Raw genomic sequence first — 19,044 nt, 5'->3', positions numbered from 1 at the left:
ATCCACGCATGACCGCACCTATCAGCACAACTGAACCGACCCCCGAAACCACCCCCAAAATCACCTTCGCCGGCCTCGGCGTTCGCGACGAAATCGTCCGCGCGCTGGGCGAAAAGGGCATCGAGAGTCCCTTTGCCATCCAGGAGCTGACGCTGCCGCTGGCGCTCGCCGGCGACGACGTGATCGGCCAGGCCCGCACCGGCATGGGCAAGACCTTCGCGTTCGGGGTGCCCCTGCTGCAGCGCATCACCCAAACCACCGCCGTCCGGCCGCTCAACGGCACCCCGCGGGCCCTGGTCGTGGTGCCCACCCGCGAGCTATGCATGCAGGTGACCGGCGACCTGGCCACCGCCGCCAAGCACCTCGTCGCCGAGGAGGGACGCCCACTTTCCGTGGTGTCCATCTACGGTGGGCGCGCCTACGAACCCCAGATCGACGCGCTGCGCGCCGGCGCCGACGTCGTGGTGGGCACCCCCGGGCGGCTGCTCGACCTGTGCCAGCAGGGACACCTGCAGCTGGGCGGGCTCTCGGCGCTGGTGCTCGACGAGGCCGACGAGATGCTCGACCTGGGCTTCCTGCCCGACATCGAGCGCATCCTGCGCCAGATCCCCGCCGAGCGGCAATCGATGCTGTTCTCGGCGACCATGCCGGGCCCGATCATCACGCTGGCCCGCACGTTCATGATCCGGCCCACCCACATCCGCGCCGAGGCGCCGCACTCCGCGGCCACCCACGACACCACGGAGCAGTTCGTCTACCGCGCCCACGCGCTGGACAAGGTCGAGCTGGTCAGCCGCATCCTGCAGGCGCGCGAGCGCGGCGCCACGATGATCTTCACCCGCACCAAGCGCACCGCGCAGAAGGTCGCCGACGAGCTGGCTGAGCGCGGTTTCGCGGTCGGCGCCGTGCACGGCGACCTCGGCCAGATCGCCCGCGAGAAGGCGCTGAAGGCCTTTCGGTCGGGGGACATCGATGTGCTGGTCGCCACCGACGTCGCCGCCCGCGGGATCGACATCGACGACGTCACCCATGTCATCAACTACCAGTGCCCCGAAGACGAGCAGGCCTACGTTCACCGCATCGGCCGCACGGGCCGCGCGGGCAAGACCGGCGTCGCGGTCACCCTGGTGGACTGGGACGACCTGCACCGCTGGACGATGATCGACAAGGCGCTCGGCCTGGACTCCCCCGATCCGTCCGAGACCTACTCGAGCTCCCCGCACCTGTTCGCCGAGCTGGGCATCCCCGCCGAGGTGGACGGCACGGTCGGCGCGGCCCGCAAATCGCACGGCCAGCGCCGGGCCCAGGGCCAGGGCGCGGAAAAGGCAGCGAAGTCCGACAAGCCTGCGAAGTCCGGCCGCTCGCGCTCGGGCGAGCGCCGCCGGCGCACCCGCGGCGGCCAGCCCGTCACCGGGCACCCCGGCGCCGCCAACGGCGAGGCCGCCGCGCACACGCCGCCCGCGACGTCCGGCGCCGCGGCGGCGGGCAACGGCGGGTCCGGCCGGCGCCGCCGTCGCCGCCGCAAGCCCGCCGAGGGATCGGCGGCGGCTAACTCAGCGGCCGCGCCCGCCGGCTGACGCCCGCGCGGCAACGCATGGTCAAACCGGAGCGCCGGACCAGGGGCGACATGGTGGCCGCCGCGACCATCGCGGTCGTCGTCGCCGTCATAGCCGCGCTCGTCTGGTGGACCAGCGACGCCCGGGCCACCGTCAGCCGCCCGGCCGCCGTTCCGCTGCCCGCGCCGACTCCCGCCAAGGCGGTGCCGGCCGCACTGAACCAGCTGTGGACCGCCCGCAGCCCAGGTACGACCGCGCCCGTGGTGGTCAGCGGGGCGATCGCGACCGGCGACGGGCGCCGGGTGGACGGACGCGACCCGGGCACGGGCCAGTCCCGCTGGAGCTACGCCCGGGACCGCGAGCTGTGTGGGGTGTCCTGGGTCTACCACTACGCCGTCGCCGTCTACCGGGACGACCGCGGCTGCGGCCAGGTCAGCACGCTGGACGGGGCCACCGGCCGGCGCGGGGCCGCGCGCAGCGGCTACGCGGATCCCCGGGTGCGCCTGTCCTCCGACGGCACGACGGTGCTCTCGGCCGGCGACACCCGGCTGGAACTGTGGCGCTCCGACATGGTCCGGATGCTCGCCTACGGCGAGACCGACGCCCGGGTCAAGCCGTCGGCGCGGGGCCTGCACTCCGGCTGCCGGCTGGTTTCGGCGGCGGCCAGCTCGTCGGCGGTGTCGGTGCTGGAAAGCTGCGCGCAGCAGGCCGACCTGCGGCTGGTCCTGCTGCGCCCGGGCAAGGAGGATGACGAACCCCAGCAACACGTCGTGGCCGAACCCGGGATCAGGGCGGATTCGGGAGCCCGTGTCCTGACCGTCGTCGAGAACAACACCGCGGTGTATTTGCCGGCGCCCCAACCCAGGGTGGACGTCGTCGACGACACCGGCGCCACCGTTGCGAGCGCGCTGCTGCCCAAGCCGCCGTCGAGCGCGGCGGTGGTGTCGCAGGCGGGCAACACGGTGACTTGGTGGACCGGCGATTCGCTGATGGTCTTCGACGCCGGCAACCTGACCCTGCGCTACACCGTCGCGGCGGGGGAAAAGGCGCCGCTGGGCCCTGGCGCGATGATGGCCGGCCGGCTGCTGGTGCCGGTCACCGGCGGCATCGGGGTCTATGACCCGGTCAGCGGCGCGAACGAACGCTACATCCCGGTCAACCGCGCGCCCGGCACTGCGGCGGTGGTCCCGGCCGTGTCGGGGGCCAGGGTGTTCGAGCAGCGCGGCGACACCGTGGTCGCGCTGGGCTGAGCGCGCCGGAGCTAGACTTCGACGGCGAAGGTGGGCAACGGTTTTCCCGACTTCCAGTGCTTGATCAACGCCTGCGCCAGCTCGCCGTAGGCCGAGGCGCCCTTGTTCTTGCGCCCGGACATCACCGACGAGCCCGACGCGCTGGCCTCGGCGAAGCGCACCGTGCGCGGGATCGGCGGGGCGAGCACCGGCAGGTCGTAGCGGTCGGCGACGTCGAGCAGCACGTCGCGGGTGTGCGTGGTGCGGGAGTCGTACAGCGTCGGCAGGGCACCCAGCATCCGCAGGCCCGGATTGGTGATCTGCTGGACGTCGGCGACCGTGCGCAAGAACTGGCCGACGCCGCGGTGCGCGAGCGTCTCGCATTGCAGCGGGACGATGACCTCGTCGGCGGCCGTCAGCCCGTTGAGGGTGAGCACGCCCAGCGACGGCGGGCAGTCGATGATGACCACGTCGAACTGGTCGGCCAGCTTGGCCAGCGCGCGCTTGAGCGCGTATTCGCGCCCGGCCCGCATCAGCAGCATCGCCTCGGCCCCCGCGAGGTCAATGTTGGCCGGCAGCAGCGTCATTCCCTCCATCGTGGTGACCAGCGCGGCGTTCGGCTCGACCTCGCCGAGCAGGACCTCGTGGACCGACACCGGCAGCTTGTCGGGGTCCTGGCCGAGCGAGAAAGTCAGGCACCCCTGCGCGTCCAGGTCGACGAGCAGGACCCGCTTGCCTTCGTCCGCCATCGCCGCGCCCAACGAGGCCACCGTCGTCGTCTTGGCGACGCCGCCCTTCTGGTTGGCCACCGCCAGTACCCGGGTCTTGTTACTCACCAGCGCCCGCTCCTCCCTCGCCGCACGGTCACTGTGCCCATCCTGGCATGTTCGACAGCCGTCCGCTGCGGGCCGTGACTCCGGCGAGCCGGGACCGTCCCGTCCGGCAGAATCGGTTGATATGGGCTTGTACGACCACCAACTGCTGCTGCTCCGTCACGGCGAGACCGAATGGTCGAAATCGGGCCGGCACACCGGACGCACCGAGGTCGAGCTGACCGAAGCCGGCCGGGCGCAGGCCAAGCTGGCCGGGCGGAGGCTGGCCGCGCTGGACCCCGTCGACCCGCTGGTGATCAGCAGCCCCCGCCGGCGCGCCCTGGACACCGCCGAGCTGGCCGGGCTCACCGTCGACGAGGTCTCCGACGTGCTCGCCGAGTGGGACTACGGCTCCGACGAGGGCCTGACCACCGAGCAGATCCACGAATCGGTGCCCGATTGGCTGGTGTGGACCCACGGCTGCCCCGGCGGCGAGAGCGTGGCGCAGGTCCGCGAGCGCGCCGACCGCGCCGTCGCGATGGCGCTGGAGCACCTAAAGACGCGGGACGTGGTGTTCGTCGGCCACGGCCACTTCTCCCGGGCGGTGATCACGCGCTGGGTCGAGCTGCCGCTGACCGAGGGAAGCCGCTTCGGCATGGTCACCGCCTCGATCGCGGCGTGCGGGTTCGAACACGGGGTGCGGCAGCTCACGGCGCTCGGGCTGACGGACCGGTGAACCCGCCGTTCGCGCTGTGCGGGCCGCGCGGGACCCTCATCGCCGACGGCGCACGCGCGGGCTATCGCGACGTGGGCGCGGCCCAGGCCGCACTGCGCGACGGGTCGGTCCCAATCGTGTTGGGCGCGTTGCCTTTCGACGTGAGTGACCCCGCGGCCCTGATGGCGGCGGGGACCGTGCGCCGCGGCGACGGGCCACCCGACTGGCCGACGGGTCCGCTGCCGGCGGTGCGCATCGCCGCCGCGCTGCCGGCGCCGGCCGACTACCGCGCCCGCATCGTCCGCGCCCGCGACGCGCTCGCCGCGCCGGACAACCCGCTGCACAAGGTGGTGCTGGCCCGCGCGCTGCGATTGGTCGCCGACGCGCCGCTGGATGCGCGGATCATCCTGCGCCGCCTCGCCGCCGCCGACCCCGCCGCCTACGGCTACCTCGTCGATCTCAGCCCCGCCGGCGACGACTACGCGGGCGCGGTGCTGGTGGGGGCCAGCCCCGAGCTTCTGGTCGCGCGCGCCGGCGAACGCGTCATGTGCCAACCGTTCGCCGGGTCGGCCCCGCGCGCCGCCGACCCGGACGCCGACGCCGCCAACGGGGCCGCGCTGGCCGGCTCGGCCAAGGACCGCCACGAGCATCGGCTGGTGATCGACACCATGCGGGCCGCCCTGGATCCCCTGTGCGACGAGCTGACCATCGCGCCCGAGCCTCAGTTGAGCCGCACCGCCGCCGTCTGGCACCTGTGCACCCCGATCAGCGGCCGGCTGCGTGACAGGTCAACCACCGCAATCGATTTGGCGATGGCGCTGCACCCCACCCCGGCGGTCGGCGGGGTTCCGACGAAAGTCGCGACCCAGCTCATCGCCGAGCTGGAGGGAGACCGCGGTTTCTATGCCGGGGCCGTGGGCTGGTGCGACGCGGCCGGCGACGGCCGCTTCGTGGTGTCCATCCGGTGCGCGCAGTTGTCGGCGGACCGCCGCACGGCGGTGGCGCACGCCGGCGGGGGAATCGTCGCCGAATCCGTCCCCGACGACGAATTCGCGGAAACCACAACGAAATTCGCCACCATCCTCAATGCGCTGGGCGTCGAGCAGTGAAGCCGACCATTCGCCGGGTCGCACCGCACGACGCCGCCGACATCACCGACATGATTCACGCGCTGGCCGAATTCGAGCGTGCGGCCGACGAATGCACCGTCACCGAAACACAAATCTCTGCAGCGCTTTTCGGCGCTTCGCCCACCGTGCACGGGCACGCCGCCGAAATCGACGGCGAGATCGCCGCCATGGCGCTGTGGTTCGTCAACTTCTCCACCTGGGACGGTGTGGCGGGAATCCACCTCGAAGATCTGTTCGTGCGCCCGCAGTTTCGCCGCCGCGGCCTGGCCCGCGCGCTGCTGGCGGCGCTGGCCGGCGAGTGCCGCGACAACGGCTACACGCGGCTGTCGTGGGCGGTGCTGAACTGGAACGCCGACGCCATCGCGCTGTATGACGGCGTCGGCGCGGCGCCGCAGCGCGAGTGGACCACCTACCGGTTGTCGGGCCCGGGGCTGGCCGGGCTGGCCGGACCTTCCTGATCACCTCCGGCGGCCCACCGCACCGCCGCCGGGCTGAACAGCAGACCCAAGACCGTCAGCGCCACCACGGCCACCGGAATACCGAAGGCCGGCTGGTGCGAGCCGACCCCGAGGTACCACGCCACCGGCAGCAACAGCAGCTGGGCGACCACCGCTAGCCCGCGCCCCCAGCGCTTGCCGACCACCAGCGCGCGTCCGGCGGCCAGCACCACGGCGCCGACCACCACGAACCACACCGCCGTGGCCAGGCCGTTGACCACACGCTGGTCGGCCCCCGCGATCCCCCGCACCACCAGCACCACGGCCACCACCAGCGCGGCCAGCCCCTGGACCGCGACGATCAGGCCCGCGCCGCGCACGGTGCCCGGGGCGGCTGCAGGCTGCACAGCGTCAGCCTAATCAGGCCGCATAAGCTCGGGGATCATGCGCGCCGTGCTGATCGTCAACCCCACCGCCACCTCCACCACCTCGGCCGGCCGCGACCTGCTGGCGCACGCCCTCAAGAGCCGCCTGCAGCTCACCGTCGAGCACACCACCCACCGCGGCCACGGCGCGGAGCTGGCCCAGCGGGCGGTCGCGGACGGGGTGGACGTGGTCGTCGTGCACGGCGGCGACGGCACCGTGAGCGGGGTCGTCAACGGCCTGCTGGGCCGCCCCGACGCGCGCGCCGCGGCCCCGGGCATCCCGGTGCCCGCGCTGGCCATCGTGCCCGGCGGCTCCGCGAACGTGCTGGCCCGGTCGCTGGGCATCTCGCCGGATCCGGTGGCCGCCACCAACCAGCTCATCCAGCTGCTCGACGACTACCGCCGCCACCAGACGTGGCGGCGCATCAGCCTGATCGACTGCGGCGAGCGGTGGGCCGTCATCAACGCCGGGATGGGCGTCGACGCCGAGGTCGTCGCCGCGGTGGAAGCCCAGCGCAACAAGGGCGTCAAGGTCACCCCGTTGCGCTATTGGCGGGTGGCGGTACCCGTCACGCTCGCCTTCCGGCGCCGCGAACCGATCCTCACCCTCGAGCTGTCGGGCCAGGAGCCGGTCTCGGGGGTGCACTTCGCCTGGGTGTCCAACACCAGCCCCTGGACCTACAGCAACAGCCGGCCCTTGGTGACCAACCCCGACTGCAGCTTCGAGTCGGGCCTGGGGGTGTTCGCGCTGACCGCCATGAAGGTGTTCCCGACGCTGCGGCTGGTCCGCCAGCTGCTGGCCAAGGGCCCCAAGGGCAACCACCCCCAACTCATCCGCGACGACGACGCCCCGTGCGTGACGGTGACCTCGACCGACGGCCCGGTGGCCAGCCAGTTCGACGGGGATTACCTCGGCCTGCGCCAGACCATGACGTTCCGGGCGGTCCGCGACGTGCTGCCGGTGGTCGCCCCTCCACGGAAAACTTCCGCTGAGCTGCGCCGACGGGACGGCGACTAATTTTCGTCCTGGGCGGCGGCCGGGCAGTGTAGTACAACGGAGTAAGGGCCCGACTAAGAAATCACTGAAGTGAGATAGCCCACGAGGCAACTCGACACTATTGACATCTGTTGAGCCTGTGAAACGATCAAAAGGTTGCATGCAGAAATTTTGTAGGGGTGCGGACCCTTTTCTAGTGCACGCGTTAACAGCCGAAGAAAAAGGCCGTGCGTCTTGCTGCGCACTCAGTGAGGAGTAATTACTTATGGATTGGCGCCACAAGGCGGTCTGTCGCGACGAGGACCCGGAGCTGTTCTTCCCGGTAGGGAACAGCGGCCCCGCGCTCGCGCAGATCGCTGACGCGAAACTGGTCTGCAATCGTTGCCCGGTGACCACAGAGTGCCTGTCCTGGGCCCTGAACACCGGCCAGGACTCGGGCGTCTGGGGGGGCATGAGCGAAGATGAGCGGCGCGCACTCAAGCGTCGCAATGCCCGCACGAAGGCACGCAGCGGAGTCTGACTCGGTTTGCACACAGTGCGGCCCCGACGATTGTCGGGGCCGCACTGTTGCGTAGGGCACGTCCGGCTATAGGAGTCTCATAGCAGCAACCGGGTCCGCCGCCCGATCGGCACCCGCAGCACGACGTCGGTGCCGCGGGCGGCGCGGTGCATGCCCAGCGTGCCGTCCAACTCCGCCGACACCAACGTCCGCACGATCTGCAGGCCCAGGCTCTCGGAAGTCTCCAGGCTGAACCCCTCGGGCAGACCGCGCCCGTCGTCGTGCACGACGACGTCGAGCCAGCGCGCCGAGCGTTCGGCGCGAATGGTCACCGACCCCACCGGGGCGCCCGGGTCGAATGCGTGCTCGATGGCGTTCTGGACGAGCTCGGTGATCACCATGATCAGGGCCGTCGCCCGGTCGGAGTCCAGCACGCCGAGGTCGCCAACCCGGTTGATGCGGATGGGCCGGTCCACCGATGCCACGTCGTTCATGATCGGCAGGATCCGGTCGATGACCTCGTCGAGGTTGACCTGCTCGTCCACCGACATCGACAGCGCGTCGTGGACCAGGGCGATCGACGACACCCGGCGCACCGACTCGAGCAGCGCCTCCCGTCCCTCGGCGTTGCCCGTCCGCCTGGCCTGCAGGCGCAGCAGCGCCGCCACCGTTTGCAGGTTGTTCTTCACCCGGTGGTGGATTTCGCGGATGGTGGCGTCCTTGGAGATCAAAGCCCGATCGCGGCGCTTGACCTCCGTGATGTCGCGGATCAGCACCGCGGCGCCGGCGCTGGCGCCCTCGACGACCAACGGCACCGTGCGCAGCAGCACCGTGGCGCCGCCGGCGTCGACCTCCATCCGCATGCTCTCGCCGCCGGCCACCAGGTCGCGCATGTGCTCGGCGACTTCCTGCGCCTCGAAGGGGTCAGAGATCAGCGGCCGCGTCACCTCGATGAAACTGCGTCCCTCCAGCTCCGACGTCAGACCCATGCGGTGGTATGCCGACAGCGCGTTGGGGCTGGCGAAGGCGACGACGCCGCCGACGTCGAGGCGGATGAAGCCGTCGCCGACTCGCGGGGTGGAGCGCGACATGACGACGTCCCCGACGTCGGGAAAAGTGCCCTCGGCGAGCATGTGCACCAGGTCCGTGGCGCATTCCCGGTAGGCGATCTCCAGCGCTCCGGACGCGCGGCCCGCGGCCTGCGCGGTCTGGTGCCGCGTCAGCACCGCCACCACGTGACCGCCGTAGCGCACCGGCGACGCCTCGATGTGCGGGCCGGGCAGCTGCCACGAATGCTGTTGTCCCCCTTCGCCTTCCGTTACGGCGACGCCGGAGCCGAAACCCTCGCCGACGAGCGGCAGCCGGTCGGCGGGGACCACGCTGCCCACCGCGTCCGTCTGCAGCACCGTCGGCGCGGTGTTCGGGCGGCACTGCGCCACGCACACCAGCACACCGTCGTCGCGGCGCACCCACATCAGGTAGTCGGCGAACGACAGGTCGGCCAGCAGCTGCCACTCGCCCACCACCGCGTGCAGGTGGTCCACCGCGTTGCCGGGCAGCATCGTGTGTTCGGCGAGCAGGTCACCGAGCGTGGACATGCCGGGACTAGCTGATGACCGCGATCAGGTCGCCCGCCTGGATGACGTCGCCGACCGAGACGCTGACCTTGCTGACGGTGCCGTCGACCTCGGCCAGGACGGGGATCTCCATCTTCATCGACTCCAGCAGCACCAGGGTGTCGCCCTTGCCGATCTGGTCGCCCTCGTTGACGACGACCTCGAGCACGCTGGCCACGATCTCGGCGCGAACATCCTCGGCCATATTCACCTCATCCCGGCCATGTGTGCTGGCTGCTGGTCAAGCTGAGCTATATCGAACCACAGCACCAGTCGCGGCCACCGCACGTGGGCCGTTCAACCGCGCGCGGCGCGCCGTGAGAGACTGGGCGGCAACCCGACGGGTGCCCGGCGCCCCGTTCGAACGCCAATCACGGAGGTTTTCGACATGGCCAAGCGTGGCCGAAAGAAGCGCGACCGCAAGCACAGCAAGGCCAACCACGGCAAGCGGCCCAATTCCTGACTAGGGCTTATTCCACTCCCGGACGATGGTGGTCCGGCGGATTTCCAGGCGCAGCCGCTCCTTGAGGCCCTCGGGTGCCCGTTCGCCTTTGCACTTGGTCGCGATCAGCGCCTTGACGCGTTCCTCGATCCCGTAGTGCTGGAAGCATCCGGGGCACGCCTCGAGGTGCTGGCGCAGCCGTTCCCTGGCCTCGGGGGTGCATTCGCCGTCGAGCAGGGTCCATACCTCGGCGATCACTTCGGCGCAGCCCAGGCCGTGGGAATGGCGGTCGTCGGCGCGGGGGTCGGTGGGGCCGGCAAGGTCGCTCATGACGGCACCTCCTCGTGCGTCTGCTGACCGCGGCTGAAACCCCGCTCCTTGGCCACGTCGGCCAGGAGGCCCCGCAGCTGACGTCTGCCGCGGTGCAGCCGGGACATTACCGTGCCGATCGGCGTGTCCATGATCTCGGCGATCTCTTTGTACGGGAATCCCTCGACGTCGGCGTAGTAGACGGCCATCCGGAACTCTTCGGGCAACGCCTGCAGCGCCGCCTTGATCTCGTCGTCGGGCAGCGACTCCAGCGCCTCGACCTCCGCCGAACGCAGGCCGGTCGAGGAATGCTCGGCGTTGGCGGCCAACTGCCAGTCGGTGATCGCCTCGGTCGGATACTCCGCCGGTTGGCGTTGGCGCTTGCGGTAGCTGTTGATGTAGGTATTGGTCAAAATCCGGTACAGCCACGCCTTGAGGTTGGTGCCGGCCCGAAACGAGCGGAAGCCCGCGTAGGCCTTGACCATGGTCTCCTGCAGCAGGTCCTCGGCGTCGGCGGGGTTTCGCGTCATCCGCAGCGCGCCGCCGTACAGCTGGTCGAGCAGGGGAATCGCGTCACGCTCGAAGCGCGCCGTGAGCTGCTCGTCGGTCTCCTCGGGCGGTGCCGGCTCGGCAGCCCCTAGCCGCTGCTCGCCGTCCAGGCGCTCTTGTGGGTCGGCCATTAACCCGGTCCCTTCCGCAGCCCTGTCCCAGGACGGCGCCGGACTCGTCAGCGAGCGGGTCAACTCGTCCTCCAACAGGCTCGTAGCCGTTGGCACCAGACTGCTCCTCCCAATCTAAAGGCTGCCCCCGACAGTGTCTGATCCTGCCCGTCCAGGCCCTGTCGGAGCTGCACCGGAAACCGACTCTCTCAACAGCATCGGGCAGCGCGCTATTTCCCGGGCACAAATCCGCCGGCGCGGTCCCCCGATCCGTCCGCTCGGGGGTGGAGTTAATGTGACGGCCATGTCTCACGCCACGTCTCTGCAAGGCAAGACCATGTTCATCTCGGGCGCCAGCCGCGGTATCGGCCTGGCGATTGCCACGCGCGCCGCACAGGACGGCGCCAACATCGCGCTGATCGCCAAGACAGCCGAGCCGCACCCCAAGCTGCCGGGCACGGTGTACACCGCCGCCAAGGAGCTCGAGGAGGCGGGCGGGCAGGCGCTGCCGATCGTGGGGGACGTCCGCGATCCCGATTCCGTCGAGGCCGCGGTCGCCAAGACCGTCGAGCAGTTCGGTGGCATCGACATCTGCGTCAACAACGCATCGGCGATCAACCTGGGGTCGATCACCGATGTACCGATGAAGCGCTTCGACCTGATGAACGGCATCCAGGTGCGCGGCACCTATGCCGTGTCGCAGGCCTGCATCCCGCACCTGAAGGGCCGGGACAACCCGCACATCCTGACGCTGTCACCGCCGGTGCTACTCGGCAAGGAGTGGTTGAAGCCGACCGCGTACATGATGGCCAAGTTTGGAATGACGTTGTGCGCCTTGGGAATCGCCGAGGAGATGCGGGAGGAGGGCATCGCGTCGAACACGTTGTGGCCGCGCACGCTGGTGGCCACCGCCGCGGTGCAGAACCTGCTCGGCGGCGACGAGGCGATGGGCCGCGCCCGCAAGCCCGAGGTGTACTCCGACGCGGCCTACGTCATCCTCAACAAGCCCGCCAAGGAGTTCACCGGCAACATGCTGCTGTGCGAGGACGTGCTGGTGGAGTCCGGCGTCTCCGACCTGTCGGCGTACGACTGCATTCCCGGCTCGAAGCTGGGCGTCGACTTCTGGGTCGACGGCGTCAACCCGCCGGGATACTCGGGTCCCTAGGCCCGGCGGCCGTCAGATCCTTCGCGCGGCTGCGGGTCTGGAAGGCCGTAATGATGTCGAGGATGCCGATGGCGATCAGCCACCATCCCGCGACCAGGGCCAGGACCGCGATCGAACGCAGCGGGGAGATGATCAGCACGGCCCCGCCGACCACGATGACCAGCCCGGACAGGATTTGCCACCCGCGGCCGGGCATGTGATCCAGCGCCAGCGCGGCGGTGAGCAGCGTCATCCCGCGGAACAGCCAGCTGATGCCGATCCAGATGGCCAGCAGCCAGACCGCCTCGAATTCGTCGCGGAAGCAGAAGAACCCCAGCACCAGCGACACGATGCCGGTGATGAACGTCAGCACGCGCATCGCGGCGCCGGCGTGGGCGCCGAAGGAGGCGAACACGTATCCGATCCCGGACACCACCAGGTAGATGCCGAACAGGACACCCGCCACGAACAGTGTCTTGCCCGGCCACGCCAGCACGATGACACCCAGCGCCACTGCGGCGACGCCGATGAGCAACAGCAGCTGCCACGCGCTGCGAGCAAGCTGCTGCAGAGGACCCTCAAACACGGTCTGTTCGCTATTGATCATGCGAATATGATTCGCCGCCCCGGCGTCAGGGAAATGTCCATGGCGACACGATTCGGTATCGCGCGCGCGTATGTGCGCACAATGGAGGCTTGAGTACCGCGGTGGTGGTGGGCGGCGGGCCCAACGGGCTCGCCGCCGCGATCTGTCTGGCCGCCGAGGGTGTGCGGGTCACGGTGCTCGAGGCCGCCGACGAGGTCGGCGGCGGCGTGCGCAGCGGCGAGGCGATCGTCCCCGGCCTGCTGCACGACCACTGCTCGGCGATCCACCCGATGGCCGTCGGCTCGCCGTTTCTGGGCCGCTTCGACCTGCGCCGGTACGGCCTGACGTGGCGGTGGCCCGAGATCGATTGCGCGCACCCGCTGGACGGCGGCGACGCCGGCGTCCTGCACCGCTCGGTGGAGCAGACCGCGGGCGGCCTCGGACGCGACGGGCCACGCTGGCGCCTCGCGTTCGGCTACGCCGCCGACCGGTTCGACACCCTGAGCGACGACATCATGCGCCCACTGCTGCGGTGGCCGCGCCATCCGCTGATGCTGGCCCGGTTCGGTGCGCCCACGCTGCTTCCCGGGTCGGCGTTCGCCCGGCTGTTTCGCACCGAGGCGGGCCGGGCGTTGTTCGGAGGCGTTGCGGCCCATGCCTTTCGGCCCCTGCACCACCCGATGACCTCGGCGATCGGGATGGGCATCATCGCCGCGGGCCACCGGCACGGCTGGGCGGTGGCCGAGGGCGGATCGCAAGCGATCACCGACGCGATGGTGGCGCTGCTGACCGAGCTGGGCGGCACGATCGAGACCGGCGTCCGGATCACGACGGCATCGCTGCTGCCAGGCGCGGATGTCACGCTGTTCGACCTGGCGCCGGGCGCGGTGGCCGGGATCCTGGGGGATTGCCTACCACGCTCAGTTGCACGTCCTTTCAACAGGTTTCGCCGCGGCCCGGGGGCGTTCAAGGTCGACTTCGCCGTCGAGGGTGGCGTGCCCTGGACGAACACCGATGCCCGTCGGGCCGGCACGGTGCACCTGGCCGGCACGTACGCGGAACTGGCCGCGACCGAGCGGGAGATCCACGCCGGAGGCATGCCTGAGCGGCCGTTCGTGCTCGTCGGTCAGCAGTATCTGGCGGATCCGCAACGCTCCGTGGGCGATACGCACCCGGTGTGGAGCTATGCGCACGTCCCCCACGGGTATGCCGGCGACGCGACCGAGGCGATCGTCGCCCAGATCGAGCGCTTCGCACCGGGTTTCCGGGAACGCGTGGTCGGCCTTGCGGTTCGCTCGACTTCTGAGCTGGCCGCCTACAACGCCAACTATGACGGCGGCGACATCATGACCGGCGCCAAGGACATCCGCCAGCTGACGTTCGGCCCGCGAATCACGCTGTCGCCGTATGACATCGGGGTGCCGGGCATGTACATCTGCTCGGCGGCCACCCCGCCGGGACCGGGCGCGCACGGCATGTGCGGCGCCAACGCCGCGCGGCTCGCGCTGTCCTACTTGAAACGCTGATCCGCTGCCCGATGTGGCGTACCCTCAAGCCACCAGACAGAAGGGCCAGGTGAGGATAGCTATGCGAGATAACCGGTCGATTCGGTTGGGCGGCATCGCGGGCCTCGTCTACGTCCTCGTAGCCGTAATCGCTGCAACACTCACCGGTGCTCCGCCGGAGGCGAATGGCGATGCCGTCACCTACCGCAACTTCTTCATCGCAAATCATTCCGAGTTGGTCACACAGGCATGGATGTACGCGTTGGCGGCGCCCCTGATGTTGGTGTTCGCCGTTGCGGTGCACCGGGTCTTGCGCACATCAGACGACAGCGGCTACCTTCCGGGAATCTTCCTGCTCGGCACCGCTGCCGTCGCCACGCTGCTGCTGGTAACGCAGGCCATACAAATTGCCGTCGCCCAGCATGCCGAAGGGTTGCCGGCCGCAATCGTCTTCGCCATCGGAGTGCACTTCCCGGGTGTTCTCATCGGCTTGTGGGGCTTTTTCATGGCGGCGACGGCCTTTGCGTATGCCTACTGCGTCTTCGCAAATGGCGTGCTGCCGAGATGGACCGCATACCTGGCGGTGCTGGCGCTGGCAGTAAATCTGCTCGGGACCGCGGGCGTGTTCTTCCGCACCGGGCCGTTCAGCATCGAGGGCGGCTTCTCGGCCTGGGCACCGGCCGCCTCGACGGTGCTGTGGTATCTCGGCACATCGATCGCGGTAATCCGCACGAAGGTCCCGGTCGAGGCGGCGGCTCAAGAGTATGTGTAGAAGCCCTCGCCGGTCTTGACGCCGAGCTTGCCGGCGTCGACGTAGCTCTGCAGCAGCTCCCGCACGCTTACCGGCAGGTGCGGGAACTCCTCGGCGTAGTGGTTCTCGATGTCGAGCACGACGTCGAGGCCGATGAAATCCATCATCTGGAACGGCCCGGCCGCCACGCCCCAGTTGAGCTTGAACATCCCGTCGACGTCCTCGGGGCGTGCCACGCCCTCGGCGACCACCGCCAGCGACTCGCGCTTGATCGCCGCCCAGATGCGGTTGAAGATGAAGCCGGTCGACTCCTTACGCACCTCGAAGGGATAGACACCGAACTCGGGCAGCACGGTCAGCAGGGTGTCGAGCAGGCCGCGGTCGGTCTGGCCGTCCGACATCACGTCCACGGCGTTGAGCTCCGGTGGCATATGAAAGTGCGTGTTGCACAACCGGGTTTTGTCCCGCACGTTTTCGGCCATCAGCCGCGACGGGTACGACGACGAGTTGGTCCCGAAAATGGTGTCCGGCGGCGCCGCCCGGTCGATCTCGCCCCACAGCGGAACCTTGATCTCGAGCTTCTCCGGGACGGATTCCACGGCGAGCCACGCGCCGTCCAGCGCCTCCTCCAGCGAGGCCGCCGCCGCCGCGACGCCGGCTTCACCAAACCCGCGCTGCTGCAACACTCTTGGCAGGGCCTCCGCCACGTAGTGGGTCGCCTCGGCGAGCTGTTCGGCGCGGCGCGCGTGGATGCGCACCGTTCCGCCGCGGCTGGCGAACATCATCGCGATGCGCCGCCCCAAGGTACCCGCGCCGATCACCGCCACCGGGCGGTCACGGATGTCGTCGAAGGTGTAGGTGTACGAGCCGGTCACACAGGTATCTTAAGCGGTGCCGACAACCCGCACTCAAATCTTCTGTGTCACTTTGGCTTAGCCATCACGCTTCCGGCATGTGGCTAACCCATCCCGCTATTTCCGGGTGCGTCGAATAGCCCGCCGGTATCGCCGTTTCCGCCGGTGCTGGTGGCGCCGGGCCTGACCTCCGACCCGGGTCATCGACCTAGGACGAGAGCGTACCCACGTCGCGCACGCCGCTACAGCAGTTTCATCTGGTCCGATTGCTGCTCGACCGGCTCGAGAAGTTGCGGCCCGTTGTTGCGGATGTTGTTGACCAGCGTCGACACCTCGCGCATCCGGATGCCGCGCACGTCGGGCGTGCGGGTCAGCAGCTTTTCGTCGATCGGGGCGTCCGGGTTCAGCCAGCGGTCCCAATCCCGTTCGGGCACAACGAGAGGCATCCGGTCGTGGATCTCGGCGAGCTCGCCGGGCGCATCGGTGGTGATGATCGTGCAACTCAGCAGCGGCTGTGCGTCCTGGGCGGGCTGCCCCTTTGGTTTCCAGACCGACCATAAACCCGCCATGAACAGCGGCTCGCCGTCCTCGCGGTACATGAAGAACGGAGTCTTCGGCGATTTCTTGCCGGCGACCTCGGAATTGACGCGCCATTCGTAGTAGCCGTCCATCGGGATCAGGCACCGCTTGGACTTGGCGCTCGATCGGAACGCCGGCGAGTTGGTGACCTTGTCGGCGCGGGCGTTGATCAGCAGCGGGCCCTTGCCCTCGGGCGCCCCGTCGGGCCCGGCCTTGGCCCAGGGCGGGATCAGCCCCCAGCGCATCAGCCGCACGCGGCGGGTGGGGTCATCCTCCGGCTCGGTGTGCCGCGTGACCACCGTGGCGATGGTCGTCGTGGGGGCCACGTTGTAGTTGGGCGCCTCGGGGATGGGTGCGGTCCCGGTCGCCTCGTCGATCGCCTTGATCTTCTGCGCCAGCAGCGCCGGATCCGTCGTCACCGCGAAACGCCCGCACATGCCTCCATGGTGCCCGAACCACGCGACAGGCGATGATGGACCGGTGAGCACATGGCCGGCACCCCTTGCGGCGTCCGCCGTGCACGCGACCGTGACCGTCCCCGGCTCGAAGTCGCAGACCAACCGGGCGCTGGTGCTGGCGGGGCTGGCCGCCGCGCAGGGCCACGGCGAGTCCACCATCGGCGGCGCGCTGCGCAGCCGGGACACCGAGTTGATGATCGGGGCGCTGCGCACCCTGGGCCTGGCCGTCGACGGCGCCGGGCCCGAGCTGACGGTCAGCGGGCGAATCTCCCCCGGCCCCGGCGCCACCGTTGACTGCGGGCTGGCCGGCACGGTCCTGCGCTTCGTCCCGCCGCTGGCGGCGCTGGCCGCCGTCCCGGTCATTTTCGACGGCGACGAGCAGGCGCGGGCCCGGCCGATCGCCCCTCTCCTGGATGCGCTGCGCGGCCTCGGCGTCGGCATCGACGGCACCCGACTGCCGTTCCGGGTGCACGGCCGTGGATCAGTCGCCGGTGGCACCGTCGCCATCGACGCGTCGGCGTCCTCGCAGTTCGTGTCGGGCCTGCTGCTGGCCGCGGCGTCGTTCAGCGAAGGCCTGACAGTCCAACACACCGGTTCCGCGGTGCCCTCGGCGCCGCACATAGAGATGACGATCGTGATGCTGCGCCAGGCCGGCGTCGACGTCGACGATTCGGTCGCCAATCGCTGGCGGGTGCCCGCCGGCGCCGTCGCGGCCCGGCACTGGGACGTCGAACCCGATCTGAGCAACGCCGTGCCGTTCCTGGCCGCCGCGATTGTCAGCGGCGGAACGGTGCGCATCACCGGCTGGCCGGCGACCAGCGTGCAACCCGCCGAGCACATACTGGCCGTCCTGGGCAAGCTCAATGCCGTTGTCAGCCATACCGATTCGTCCCTCGAGGCGCGGGGGTCGGGCGACTACGGCGGCTTCGACGTGGACCTGAGCGCCGTCGGCGAGCTGACACCGTCGGTGGCAGCGCTGGCCGCGCTGGCCACCCCGGGATCGGTGTCGCGCCTTTCCGGCGTCGCCCACCTGCGGGGCCACGAGACCGATCGGCTCGCCGCGCTGAGCACCGAGATCAACCGCCTGGGCGGCGACTGCGCCGAGACGCCCGACGGCCTGGTGATCACCGCGAGGCCGCTGCGCGGGGGCATCTGGCGCGCGTACGCCGACCACCGAATGGCGATGGCGGGCGCCATCATCGGGCTACGCGTCGCGGGGGTCGAGGTGGACGACATCGGCGCCACCGCCAAGACGCTGCCGGAGTTTCCGCAACTGTGGGCGCGCATGCTGGAGCCCCGCGGTTGAGGCCCGGCGACTACGACGAGTCCGACGTCAAGGTCCGCTCCGGCAGGGGCTCGCGACCGCGCACCAAGACCCGTCCCGAGCACGCCGACGCCGAGCCCGCGATGGTGGTCAGCGTCGACCGCGGGCGCTGGGGGTGCGTGCTGGGCGGCCGGCCCGAGCGCCGGGTCACCGCGATGCGGGCGCGCGAGTTGGGCCGCACCCCCATCGTCGTCGGCGATGACGTCGACCTGGTCGGCGACCTGTCCGGCCGGCCCGACACCCTTGCCCGCATCGTGCGCCGCGGCGAGCGCCGAACGGTGTTGCGGCGCACCGCCGACGACACCGATCCCACCGAGCGGGTGGTGGTCGCCAACGCCGACCAGCTGCTGATGGTGGTGGCGCTCGCGGACCCGCCGCCGCGCACCGGGCTGGTGGACCGGGCGCTGATCGCCGCCTACGCGGGCGGACTCACCCCGATCCTGTGCCTGACCAAGACCGACCTCGCCCCGCCGGAACCGTTCGCCGAGCAGTTCGTGGACCTGGACCTGACGGTGGTCGTCGCCGGCGTCGACGACCCCCTGCTGGCGGTCGCCGGCCTGCTCGCCGGCAAGATCACCGTGCTGCTCGGGCATTCCGGCGTCGGTAAGTCGACGCTGGTGAATCGCCTTGTGCCCGAGGCGGATCGGGCCGTGGGCGAGGTGACGGATATCGGCAGGGGGCGGCACACGTCGACCCAGTCGGTCGCGCTACCGCTGGACTCCGACGGTTGGGTGATCGACACCCCGGGCATCCGCTCGTTCGGGCTGGCCCACATCGAGCCCGACGACGTGCTGATGGCCTTCTCGGACCTGGCCGAGGCGATCGCCGACTGCCCCCGCGGCTGCGGGCACATGGGCCCGCCGGCCGATCCCGAGTGCGCGCTGGACGCGCTGTCCGGGCCCGCGGCCCGCCGCGTCGCCGCCGCGCGCCGGCTGCTCGCGGTGCTGCGGGAGCAGTGACGCCCCCGCCACCCCCGCCGAGCGTGCGCGTCTGTACGCCGACACGCCGCGTGAGGCG

22 protein-coding genes are annotated in these 19,044 nt (G+C 70.3%); 13 read left to right on the top strand and 9 right to left on the bottom strand.

Annotation, left to right across the window (positions count from 1 at the left end):
* Nucleotides 1-8 precede the first annotated feature (8 nt).
* Together AC5Y43_RS04785 and AC5Y43_RS04780 are read left to right on the top strand one after the other, a co-directional pair.
* Nucleotides 9-1,577, top strand: a complete 1,569-nt coding sequence (locus AC5Y43_RS04785) for a DEAD/DEAH box helicase (protein ID WP_499969875.1) — start codon at nucleotides 9-11, stop codon at nucleotides 1,575-1,577.
* Nucleotides 1,578-1,594: 17 nt separating this feature from the next.
* A complete protein-coding gene (locus AC5Y43_RS04780) occupies nucleotides 1,595-2,806 on the top strand; it encodes an Rv3212 family protein (RefSeq protein WP_499969873.1) in 1,212 nt (403 codons plus the stop codon).
* An 11-nt stretch (nucleotides 2,807-2,817) separates the two neighbouring features.
* On the opposite strand, the gene AC5Y43_RS04775 is transcribed toward AC5Y43_RS04780, so the two are convergent.
* Nucleotides 2,818-3,621 carry a ParA family protein gene (locus AC5Y43_RS04775; RefSeq protein WP_499969872.1) on the bottom strand — a complete coding sequence of 268 codons (804 nt, stop codon included), beginning with the start codon at nucleotides 3,619-3,621 and terminating at the stop codon, nucleotides 2,818-2,820.
* A 121-nt stretch (nucleotides 3,622-3,742) separates the two neighbouring features.
* Here AC5Y43_RS04775 and AC5Y43_RS04770 point away from each other — a divergent pair, with 121 nt between their 5' ends.
* From AC5Y43_RS04770 to AC5Y43_RS04760, 3 genes are read left to right on the top strand one after another with little or no spacing between them, the layout of a single operon-like run.
* Nucleotides 3,743-4,333 carry an acid phosphatase gene (locus AC5Y43_RS04770; protein WP_499969870.1) on the top strand — a complete coding sequence of 197 codons (591 nt, stop codon included), beginning with the start codon at nucleotides 3,743-3,745 and terminating at the stop codon, nucleotides 4,331-4,333.
* A complete protein-coding gene (locus tag AC5Y43_RS04765; protein WP_499969869.1) occupies nucleotides 4,330-5,421 on the top strand; it encodes an isochorismate synthase in 1,092 nt (363 codons plus the stop codon). Before AC5Y43_RS04770 ends, AC5Y43_RS04765 begins: the two co-directional genes overlap by 4 nt.
* Complete coding sequence (locus tag AC5Y43_RS04760; protein WP_499969867.1) at nucleotides 5,418-5,900, top strand: GNAT family N-acetyltransferase; 483 nt, start codon at nucleotides 5,418-5,420, stop codon at nucleotides 5,898-5,900. Before AC5Y43_RS04765 ends, AC5Y43_RS04760 begins: the two co-directional genes overlap by 4 nt.
* Here the strand turns inward: AC5Y43_RS04760 and AC5Y43_RS04755 are convergent.
* Nucleotides 5,852-6,286, bottom strand: a complete 435-nt coding sequence (locus AC5Y43_RS04755) for a hypothetical protein (protein WP_499969865.1) — start codon at nucleotides 6,284-6,286, stop codon at nucleotides 5,852-5,854. The genes AC5Y43_RS04760 and AC5Y43_RS04755 overlap by 49 nt on opposite strands.
* Before the next feature lie 37 nt (nucleotides 6,287-6,323).
* On the opposite strand from AC5Y43_RS04755, the gene AC5Y43_RS04750 reads away from it, so the two are divergent.
* Entirely contained in the window at nucleotides 6,324-7,322 is a 999-nt protein-coding gene (locus AC5Y43_RS04750) for a diacylglycerol/lipid kinase family protein (protein ID WP_499969863.1), read from the top strand.
* Nucleotides 7,323-7,566: 244 nt separating this feature from the next.
* Nucleotides 7,567-7,821 carry a transcriptional regulator WhiB1 gene (gene whiB1 / locus AC5Y43_RS04745; protein WP_023371700.1) on the top strand — a complete coding sequence of 85 codons (255 nt, stop codon included), beginning with the start codon at nucleotides 7,567-7,569 and terminating at the stop codon, nucleotides 7,819-7,821.
* Between the two features lie 77 nt (nucleotides 7,822-7,898).
* Here whiB1 and AC5Y43_RS04740 read toward each other — a convergent pair whose 3' ends face one another.
* Both AC5Y43_RS04740 and AC5Y43_RS04735 read right to left on the bottom strand, forming a co-directional pair.
* Nucleotides 7,899-9,398, bottom strand: coding sequence for a sensor histidine kinase (locus AC5Y43_RS04740; protein ID WP_499969861.1), 1,500 nt, complete (start codon nucleotides 9,396-9,398; stop codon nucleotides 7,899-7,901).
* 7 nt (nucleotides 9,399-9,405) lie between these two features.
* Nucleotides 9,406-9,621, bottom strand: coding sequence for a biotin/lipoyl-binding carrier protein (locus AC5Y43_RS04735; protein ID WP_499969859.1), 216 nt, complete (start codon nucleotides 9,619-9,621; stop codon nucleotides 9,406-9,408).
* Nucleotides 9,622-9,804: 183 nt separating this feature from the next.
* Between AC5Y43_RS04735 and AC5Y43_RS04730 the strand changes: the two genes are divergently transcribed.
* Complete coding sequence (locus tag AC5Y43_RS04730; RefSeq protein WP_085976515.1) at nucleotides 9,805-9,879, top strand: 50S ribosomal protein bL37; 75 nt, start codon at nucleotides 9,805-9,807, stop codon at nucleotides 9,877-9,879.
* On the opposite strand, the gene rsrA is transcribed toward AC5Y43_RS04730, so the two are convergent.
* Together rsrA and AC5Y43_RS04720 are read right to left on the bottom strand one after the other, a co-directional pair.
* Complete coding sequence (rsrA, locus tag AC5Y43_RS04725) at nucleotides 9,880-10,188, bottom strand: mycothiol system anti-sigma-R factor (RefSeq protein WP_499969858.1); 309 nt, start codon at nucleotides 10,186-10,188, stop codon at nucleotides 9,880-9,882.
* A complete protein-coding gene (locus AC5Y43_RS04720; protein WP_499970431.1) occupies nucleotides 10,185-10,847 on the bottom strand; it encodes a sigma-70 family RNA polymerase sigma factor in 663 nt (220 codons plus the stop codon). Before AC5Y43_RS04720 ends, rsrA begins: the two co-directional genes overlap by 4 nt.
* 283 nt (nucleotides 10,848-11,130) lie before the next feature.
* Between AC5Y43_RS04720 and AC5Y43_RS04715 the strand changes: the two genes are divergently transcribed.
* Nucleotides 11,131-11,991 carry an SDR family oxidoreductase gene (locus AC5Y43_RS04715; RefSeq protein WP_499969857.1) on the top strand — a complete coding sequence of 287 codons (861 nt, stop codon included), beginning with the start codon at nucleotides 11,131-11,133 and terminating at the stop codon, nucleotides 11,989-11,991.
* Here the strand turns inward: AC5Y43_RS04715 and AC5Y43_RS04710 are convergent.
* A complete protein-coding gene (locus tag AC5Y43_RS04710; RefSeq protein WP_499969855.1) occupies nucleotides 11,963-12,556 on the bottom strand; it encodes an HdeD family acid-resistance protein in 594 nt (197 codons plus the stop codon). The genes AC5Y43_RS04715 and AC5Y43_RS04710 overlap by 29 nt on opposite strands.
* 110 nt (nucleotides 12,557-12,666) lie before the next feature.
* On the opposite strand from AC5Y43_RS04710, the gene AC5Y43_RS04705 reads away from it, so the two are divergent.
* Nucleotides 12,667-14,082 (top strand): phytoene desaturase family protein, encoded by a 1,416-nt coding sequence (locus AC5Y43_RS04705; protein WP_499969854.1) that lies wholly within the window; start codon nucleotides 12,667-12,669, stop codon nucleotides 14,080-14,082.
* 61 nt (nucleotides 14,083-14,143) lie between these two features.
* Nucleotides 14,144-14,833, top strand: coding sequence for a DUF4386 family protein (locus tag AC5Y43_RS04700; RefSeq protein ID WP_499969853.1), 690 nt, complete (start codon nucleotides 14,144-14,146; stop codon nucleotides 14,831-14,833).
* Here the strand turns inward: AC5Y43_RS04700 and AC5Y43_RS04695 are convergent.
* A complete protein-coding gene (locus AC5Y43_RS04695; protein ID WP_499969851.1) occupies nucleotides 14,818-15,687 on the bottom strand; it encodes a 3-hydroxyacyl-CoA dehydrogenase family protein in 870 nt (289 codons plus the stop codon). The two genes, AC5Y43_RS04700 and AC5Y43_RS04695, sit on opposite strands and share 16 nt — an antisense overlap.
* A 221-nt stretch (nucleotides 15,688-15,908) precedes the next feature.
* Nucleotides 15,909-16,682 (bottom strand): SOS response-associated peptidase, encoded by a 774-nt coding sequence (locus AC5Y43_RS04690; RefSeq protein ID WP_499969850.1) that lies wholly within the window; start codon nucleotides 16,680-16,682, stop codon nucleotides 15,909-15,911.
* A 43-nt stretch (nucleotides 16,683-16,725) separates the two neighbouring features.
* On the opposite strand from AC5Y43_RS04690, the gene aroA reads away from it, so the two are divergent.
* Entirely contained in the window at nucleotides 16,726-18,009 is a 1,284-nt protein-coding gene (gene aroA / locus AC5Y43_RS04685; RefSeq protein WP_499969848.1) for a 3-phosphoshikimate 1-carboxyvinyltransferase, read from the top strand.
* Nucleotides 18,006-18,986 (top strand): ribosome small subunit-dependent GTPase A, encoded by a 981-nt coding sequence (gene rsgA / locus AC5Y43_RS04680; RefSeq protein ID WP_499969846.1) that lies wholly within the window; start codon nucleotides 18,006-18,008, stop codon nucleotides 18,984-18,986. Before aroA ends, rsgA begins: the two co-directional genes overlap by 4 nt.
* The last annotated feature ends 58 nt before the right edge of the window (nucleotides 18,987-19,044 follow it).

This window comes from Mycobacterium sp. NGS57 (assembly GCF_059812405.1).
Note: the sequence above shows the minus strand (reverse complement) of the source record. Positions and strands in the feature narration are given on the sequence as shown.